The 7,048-nt window shown below is 69.5% G+C and carries 7 protein-coding genes; 1 reads left to right on the top strand and 6 read right to left on the bottom strand.

Annotation, left to right across the window (positions count from 1 at the left end; all coding sequences use genetic code 11):
* The 4 genes from AB0N07_RS49080 to amcB all read right to left on the bottom strand — a co-directional run.
* Positions 1-630 (bottom strand): hypothetical protein (locus AB0N07_RS49080; RefSeq protein ID WP_365847229.1); only part of this gene is annotated, 630 nt, incomplete at its 3' end.
* 29 nt (positions 631-659) lie between these two features.
* Positions 660-1,346, bottom strand: a complete 687-nt coding sequence (locus AB0N07_RS49075; RefSeq protein ID WP_365847227.1) for a pentapeptide repeat-containing protein — start codon at positions 1,344-1,346, stop codon at positions 660-662.
* Positions 1,347-1,420: 74 nt separating this feature from the next.
* Entirely contained in the window at positions 1,421-1,612 is a 192-nt protein-coding gene (gene amcA, locus AB0N07_RS49070) for a multiple cyclophane-containing RiPP AmcA (protein ID WP_365847225.1), read from the bottom strand.
* On the bottom strand, positions 1,609-2,760 hold the full coding sequence (gene amcB, locus AB0N07_RS49065) for a cyclophane-forming radical SAM peptide maturase AmcB (protein WP_365847223.1): 1,152 nt from the start codon (positions 2,758-2,760) through the stop codon (positions 1,609-1,611). Before amcB ends, amcA begins: the two co-directional genes overlap by 4 nt.
* A 214-nt stretch (positions 2,761-2,974) precedes the next feature.
* Between amcB and AB0N07_RS49060 the strand changes: the two genes are divergently transcribed.
* On the top strand, positions 2,975-3,496 hold the full coding sequence (locus tag AB0N07_RS49060; RefSeq protein WP_365847221.1) for an NUDIX domain-containing protein: 522 nt from the start codon (positions 2,975-2,977) through the stop codon (positions 3,494-3,496).
* A gap of 5 nt (positions 3,497-3,501) precedes the next feature.
* Here the strand turns inward: AB0N07_RS49060 and AB0N07_RS49055 are convergent, their stop codons facing one another.
* A complete protein-coding gene (locus AB0N07_RS49055) occupies positions 3,502-4,956 on the bottom strand; it encodes a hypothetical protein (protein WP_365847219.1) in 1,455 nt (484 codons plus the stop codon).
* A 934-nt stretch (positions 4,957-5,890) separates the two neighbouring features.
* Entirely contained in the window at positions 5,891-6,877 is a 987-nt protein-coding gene (locus AB0N07_RS49050) for an aminoglycoside phosphotransferase family protein (RefSeq protein ID WP_365847217.1), read from the bottom strand.
* Positions 6,878-7,048 lie beyond the last annotated feature (171 nt).

The raw sequence follows: 7,048 nt of genomic DNA, 5'->3' as shown, positions 1-7,048 counted from the left end.
GGCGATGTAGCCGTCGCCCGGGTCGAGGCGGATCCGGAGACAGCGCAGCGGGTGTCCTGCGGCGACGTACTGCCGTACGTCCTCGGTGTGGGGGTAGCGCCGGTCCGGGTCGGCGTGGATCGCGCGGCAGATCTGCTGGATGTCGTGGTCGCCGATGAGCAGGTAGCGCGGGCCGGGGCCCAGATTGAGGCAGAGCCGTCGGCGGCCCTGGTGGCGTCGGGCGTACGGCAGTCGGTCGAAGTTGTCGACGTGCAGTCCGATCCGGCGACCGGTGGTGGAGTCCTCTGTGGTGGTGGCCCAGTGGCCGGGGCTGGCCGCGCACCCCAGGAGGGTGGTGGGCCAGCGACCGTCGAGGGGGTCGAGGCGGGCGGCGGCTTCGAGGCGAGCCGCCAAGTCGTCGGAGTCGAGGTCCGGTAGCGGTCGGCGTACGAGCTCGATCCGGATACCGTCCGGCACCGAGTCATCGGCACGATGCTGCTCGGCGTCGGCGGCGGTGATCGATTTCCAGTTCTCGTCGGGGACGATGGCGCCGCCGTCGTAACCAAACTCGCTGGCGGTCTGCCGGACCGATGCGATGTCGCACCGGCCGCGTAAGTCGTCGAAGGAGTGGAATAAGAGCTGTGGGCCCATGGCCGTTCCTCCCCAGGGCAGGTGCGGGGCTACTTGTCGTCGAGGTCTTCACCGAAGGTGACGTCCAGCTCGGCGGCGAGGGCCTCGGCGAGCTGGAGTGTCTGGGCGTGGTCGATGACGATCTGCTTGAGCGAGGCCAGGCCGCGGAGCTGGGAGAGGTCGTTGCCCCGGAGGTCCAGGCCGCGGTTCTTCCCGCCGTCGAACTCAGTCAGCCGTAGATCGCAGTCAACGATCAGGGCGGCGCCGAGGTCAGCGGCGGCGAAGGTGGTCTCGCGTAGAGAGCACTTGGCGAAGATCACCGGGCCGGTGGCCCGGACGCGGGTGAGGGTGCTGTAGTCGAACTTGCAGTTCTCGAACAGGACGTTGTCGAGTGTCACGTCTTCGAATGCGGCGCCCATGAGCTTGCAGTCGCGGAAGACGGCTCGGGAGATCTTGCTGTCGGTCCACTGCAGGGAGGACAGGTCGCATCCGGTGAACTCCACGGAGTCGACGCGGAGCTTCTCCAGGCGGGTGCGCTGGGCCTTGAGGCCGGTGATCCGCCCGTCCATCAGGTGGGTGTCGGCCAGGTCGAGGTCCCTCAGGTCAGCGTCGGCGTAGTGGAACTCCGCCACCCGGCCACGGCCGCCCTCAAGCGAGGTGACGTTGGAGAGGTAGAGGCCCGGCTCGTTCAGGGCAGGGAGCGTGACGCTCGTACGGCGGATCGTGCGGGTGTCCATCAACAGCCTTCCAGCGCGGTGGCTCGGTCGCCGGTGCTGCTGGCACGCCCGGGGCGTGCCAGCAGCGGCGCGGCCTACTTCTTCTTGTTCCAGTTGTCCCAGGTCGGGCGGTTGTCGAAGGGAGCCGGGTTCTTCGCCCAGTTGTCCCACGTGGGCCGGTTGTCCCACGCTGCTTCAACGACCACCGGGGTCGGGACGTCGTGCGTGGCTATCAACTCCATCACGACGGGGGTGTCGGATGTGGTGAGTCGGTCCAGGATCTTCATGCAACAGCCTCCTTGGTTGCGAGCGTGGACAGGGCCGTGACCAGGGCCTGCCGGGAGACCCGGCAGTAGTTGGTCACGGTGGTCGTGAGGTCGCCGTTCTCGAAGTAGCGGTTGGCGGCCTGGGCGCCGCGGCAGAAGTCGAAGAACTCGCATTCGGCCTGGCAGCGGTCCAGGCCGGTGAGAAAGTCGCGGACGTAGCGCAGCCGGTGGGCATCACGGAGGATCTCGGGCAGGGGGCGGTCGAGGATGTTGCCGGCCACGAAGTCGCCGTACTCGGGCGCCGCCGTGTCCGCGAGTTCCGGGGAGAGCAGGACCACGTCGCCCTTCCAGGAAATGGTGGGGATCGGATCGAGGCGGCGCCCGTCCCACTCAGCTCTCCGGCCGGACCGGATCAGCTGGAGGTACTCGGCGAGGCGTTCGACTTCCCGGAGCGCCGGGGCGCCAGGATGCCGGCGGGTCCAGGTGAGGATGCGGCGCCAGAACTCCTCGGCCTGGCCCGCGGTGGGCGGCTCCCGGTCGGTGTTGACCCCTTCGATCTCCTCGATGTTGAAGCCCACCGAATGGCCGCCCAGAGAGGTCAGGAACTCCAGCAGCTCCTCCGGCATCGCGATGCCCAGGGTGCCGACCACCGAGATGACGGAGAACGGGATGCTGTGCTCGCGCAGCTGCGCGATTCCGCGCAGGATCCGGTCGAAGGCGGGCTTGCCTCGCAGGTCGACGCGCTCGGCGTTCAAGGCGGCCGGGCCGTCGATGCTCACCCCGACGCGGACTTCGTACGCGGCCAGCAGGTCGCACCACGTCTCGGTGATCAGCGTCGCGTTGGTCTGCACATAGTGGTGGACTCGGCCCGCCTGCCGCAGTGCCTCGAACGGCGCGAGCAGGGCGGCGAACTTCTGCTGTCCCACGGCGAGGGGCTCCCCGCCGTGCCAGACGATGCCGATCGGATGGCCGCTGTCGTCGAACTGGGCCACCGCCTGCGCCAGTGCCTCGGCCACCTCCAGGGGCATCTGGTGCTTGAGCTTGCGAAACGGCAGGTAGCAGTACCGGCAGTCCAGATTGCACCAGGTCGTGGGCTGCACCACCACGGTCTGCGGGGCCGCGAACCGCTGCTGGTACCGGGCACGCCACGGGGACGGGCGAGAGCGCATCGGGGTCCTCTCCTCGACGGACAGGGGCATCGCCCGGCCGCGAGCGGGAGCCGCGGGCCGGGATGCGACCACGATCCGCCTCGCCGTGACGTGTACGCGATGACATCGCGCTGTCATTGCCGATGACATGTCATCGGGGCGGCGCTGACACTTCGCTGAAGTCGCGTCATCTGGACGGGAGTTCGAGTGGTTTCCTGTGGGCTATCGTGGCGGGGTGCCTCGCTCGATTCTGATCCACGACGGCCAGACCGCCCGCGACATCGGTCTGGTGTACTGCTGCTCGGGCTACCTCGTTGAGCGTGGCAAGGTGCTGCTCGTGCACCACAACCGCTTCGACAAATGGGTTCCGCCGGGCGGTCATATCGAGCCCGGGGAGTCCTTCGCGGGCACGGCGGTGCGCGAGTTCAAGGAGGAGACGGGGCTGCTGGTGGAGGCGATCTCCAGCCAGCCGGCCATCCACCCGGCCGACCACAACGCCACACCTGAACCCGTGCCGTTCTACGTGGACATCGAGCGCGAAGGCTTCCCGACGCCGGCGCTGGTCCAGTTCTTCTACGTCCAGCGGCAGCCGGGCACCCGGGAGCAGGCCGTGGAGGCGCAGCTCGAAGAGGTGCACGGGGCCGCCTGGTTCGGCCTGGAGGACCTCGACACCCTCAGGACCTTCGACCAGGTCCGTTCCTTGGCGCGGTTCGCCCTGCTGAACTACCCGGTGGCCGGGGAGCGCGCCACGTCGTAGGCGGCCTACCGCCCTGCAAGTCGGTACCCGCTGGCCCCGTCCACCGTGCTGGCCAGCAGTAGCCGGGCCGGGGCGCCGCCGAAGGCCGCAGAGACGGCCCGGTTGAGGCGCTGAACGTACTTGGGCACTGAGGACGGGGCGACGTAGAGCTTCCCCGCGATCCGCTCGGTCGCCATTCCAGCCTCAGGAGCGTCGTACACGACCTTCACCACGTCGAACAGGCGCTCCGACAGCTCACACGCCACCCTTCCTTCGCTGTCGCGTGCCCCGAGGAGGACGGTCCGGCCAGGACCGAGGGCGACATGGACGATGACCATCTCGGCCGACGCCTCGCTTGCATCCTCGGAGGCGGGGTCGGCAAGGTTCATCCGGGCCAGACGCTGCATCGCTTCCTCGTAGGCCGACACCGTGTAGTACGCGGCCCGGATGGTGGCGCGCTTACCCGAGGCGCCCGGCTCGTTCCACAGTCCGGCCTCCGGGTCCCACAGATCGTTCATCAACTTCCACGCCTTGGCGAGGCGGGGATCGCGCGGGCTGGCGCCGGCCCGGATGGCAGCCTGGGTGCACAGCGCGTACGCCATGTGTTCCCACGCCGTGCCCTGTACGTCCTTGTCGTCCTCGACGAACTCCTCCCACCGGTGGTGGTTGTGCAGCAGCCACTGGCCGGCCTCGGCGACCACGTCGGACAGCCGCTTCCGCTGCACCGGGCCGTGCACCCCGCCCGCCTCCCGCGGGCCGTCCCGATAGGCAGGCTCGCCGCCGGGCCCGGTGCCCGAGCAGACGGTCGACAGCGCGAGCAGGCACAGCGCGGTCTTGCTCGGGCTCGGGTCGGTGTCGATGTAGGTACGCCACCCCCATGCCCCGCTGGGGCGCCGGTGGTAGAGCAGGCCGTGCAATCCGTGGTCGATCAGCGGTTCGACTCGCTCCAGCAGGCTGGTGGTCTCCACCCCGCCGGGTAAGAGGAGTCCGGGGCCGAAGTCGTGGAGGGAGTCTCTGAGCTCGGCGAGCCGGTGCACCACCAGGGCGGTCTGGTGCAGCGAGGTGTCGTCGAGTCCGAGGACTTCGGGCCAGCCGTGGTCGACCTGGTGGTCCTCCAGCCAGCCGACGCACCAGGCCGCGGTCTCCGCGACGCCGTTGTGGTGGAAGAAGCGAGGGTGGGACAGCAGTCCGGCCAGGCCGAAGGCGATGAACCGGGTGTGCTCACCACGACCGCCTTTGGGCCGGGGCCGCGAGTGCTCCGGGATGGCGCCGGTGAGGAAGTCGAGCCCCTGGCGAACCGGCTGTCCGGCGATGCCGGCGGCCCGCAGAATCGGCAGGACCTCGCTGGTGTTGACGATCGACGAGACCGAGGTCAGGGTGAGGCCCCACCCGCCGTCGTAGCCCTGGTTGTGCAGCAGAGTCCGGGCAGCCTCGCCCGCTCTGGTCTCGAACGCCGCGAGCCCCACGTGCGGACTCTTCATGATTCGCCTCCGACCCGACCGATCCGGACTGCCGGTCGGACCGTACCCAACTCGGCTACTACCGACGCGCGTTCGGGGCCGAGACGCTACGGTGCATGGTCATGAAGCCGCACTGCTACACGCCAACGCGCCCGCCCGGGCCGCGATCGGGGACAGCAACCGGCGGCCCGTCGAGGAGGCCGTGGCCATCGCCCGGCAGGCCGGCTGGACCCTACCGCCGGGGAACTACACCAGCAGCGGCGCCCCGGCCGAGGCGTCGTGCGACGGCTGCGGCAAGGTACAGAACATCCACGTCAACGACCTTGCGGCCAAGCTCCGCCACCGGACGCGGCTCTACGGCTGCATGAGCTGTGTGCGCGTGTCGCCCGGATCGAGCGGCACGCGGAGGTGGCCGCGATGCCGTCGGTGCTGTACCTCGTGGAGTTCGAGGACACGGACGGGACCGTCTTCCGCAAGTTCGGCGTCGCCAAGTGTGGCGTGAAGTTCGGACGCCTCTACAAGCACCGGCTCAAGGACGGCACGCTCATCGCATCGACCAAAGGCGACCGGCTCTCCTGTCTGTACGCGGAGGCCCTTATCCATGAGTTCGTCGCACCGTACGCGTACCGCCCGTCGCCGTGGAGGCTCGACGGGGGCGAGGTCACGGAGTGCTTCATCCCCAAGGCCGAGCCGGACCGGGAGAGGTGGCTGGACCGCGGTCGGCTGCTCGCCGGAGGTGTCCGTCTGGTCCCCCGGTCCGGCGGTGCGACGTGGGAGCGGCCATCGTTCACGGCCGCCGAGTCGAAGTGGGCTCCGGCCAGGCCCTCCTACCTCCGGGGTCCTTCGTGGTCACCGGCGACGACGCACAGGCCGTCGAGGAGCGGGCCGACGCACTGCTACGGCAGGTACACATCAAGGTCGAGCCGCGGCCGCCGGAGTCTCCCGTCAAGAACGGTCAGGCGACAGCGCCGAGGATCTGGCCGAACGAGAGGTAGGAATCGCGGACACCCTCCGCGTTGCCGAGCCGATGGCGCTCCAGCCGGATCGCGCCGAGGTTGCGGGCCTCGTAGATCCGTGAACGCCACACCCCACGCTCAGACTCGTCCCGGGGCCCGTACGTCTCCCAGAAAGCAGTCCGCTCGTCCTGCTTCGCCATGGCCATCCGGATCGTCCAATCCGCCTCCGGCGCGCCCCACCAGACCCGATCCATATCGAACAGCCCCGTGATCGTCGGCTCCGGGGCGCTTACGTCGAGCATGGTGTTGACCGTCCAGATGTCCCCTCCAAGGCAGCGCGGTTCGGCGACCTCGTCGAGAACCGCGCTCTCCTGCGCAGCCACGGCGGCGACCTTGCGCACATCGGAGGCGTCCAGGCCGACGCTGTCGAGGTCGGCAGCGATGTCCTTCAAGGACGCGACCAGGGCCGCGCTCCAGGTGTCGTACGCCGGGCCGTTCACGGGCCCGAAGTGCGGGCCACGCACCGCGTGGACCCTCTTGGCGATCGCGCCCATCTGCCGGAAGAACCCCGGCCAGAGCGTGCGCGGGTAAGTGCCGAGGCGCTCGGGTGCCGGAACCCCATCGAGGTGGCTCTGGATCATCCAGTCCCGGCCGATCACGTCGTGGGACCAGTCCGCGGCGATGACGCGCGGCAGCAGGGGTGCGATCACCGTCAGGTGCGGCAGCACCGCGTACTCGTTGCGCATGAGCTGCCGCTCGGACCGGAACTGACGCTCCGGCACCGGTGCGACCCGCAGGATCACCGGTCGCTCCTGGCCAGCCACCACCACCCGGTAGGTGGTGTTGTACATGCCCCCGCCCAGCTCCACGGCGGACACGACCCGCGTCTCGGCCCCGAAGGCTCGACGGCAGACCGCCTCGATCTCCTCGGTGGTCAGAGGCTGCTGAAACGCCCCAGCCGCGCGTTCAACAGGGCGGAACTCCATGAGGCTCCCCTTCGAGCTCTCGGCGGACACAGAGTCGGTCTCGACTTCAGAGTGTGCCGCATTCGCCTATCGCAACTGCATGTCATCGTGCGCGGCGACGCGGCCCAACTCGATCGGGCCGCCCTCCGGCAGCGGCCCGGGCGGCCCGCCCCCCCCCGCCCCGGCGAGGGG

It is taken from the genome of Streptomyces sp. NPDC051172, assembly GCF_040682555.1.
In the GTDB taxonomy this organism is placed as follows: Bacteria; Actinomycetota; Actinomycetes; order Streptomycetales; family Streptomycetaceae; genus Streptomyces.
This window is presented reverse-complemented; position numbering and strand designations above follow the sequence as displayed.

Coding starts and splice junctions, on each gene's coding strand:
- AB0N07_RS49075 (WP_365847227.1), bottom strand. CDS start 1,346: ATGGACACCCGCACGATCCGCCGTACGAGCGTCACGCTCCCTGCCCTG.
- amcA (WP_365847225.1), bottom strand. CDS start 1,612: ATGAAGATCCTGGACCGACTCACCACATCCGACACCCCCGTCGTGATG.
- amcB (WP_365847223.1), bottom strand. CDS start 2,760: ATGCGCTCTCGCCCGTCCCCGTGGCGTGCCCGGTACCAGCAGCGGTTC.
- AB0N07_RS49055 (WP_365847219.1), bottom strand. CDS start 4,956: ATGAAGAGTCCGCACGTGGGGCTCGCGGCGTTCGAGACCAGAGCGGGC.
- AB0N07_RS49050 (WP_365847217.1), bottom strand. CDS start 6,877: ATGGAGTTCCGCCCTGTTGAACGCGCGGCTGGGGCGTTTCAGCAGCCT.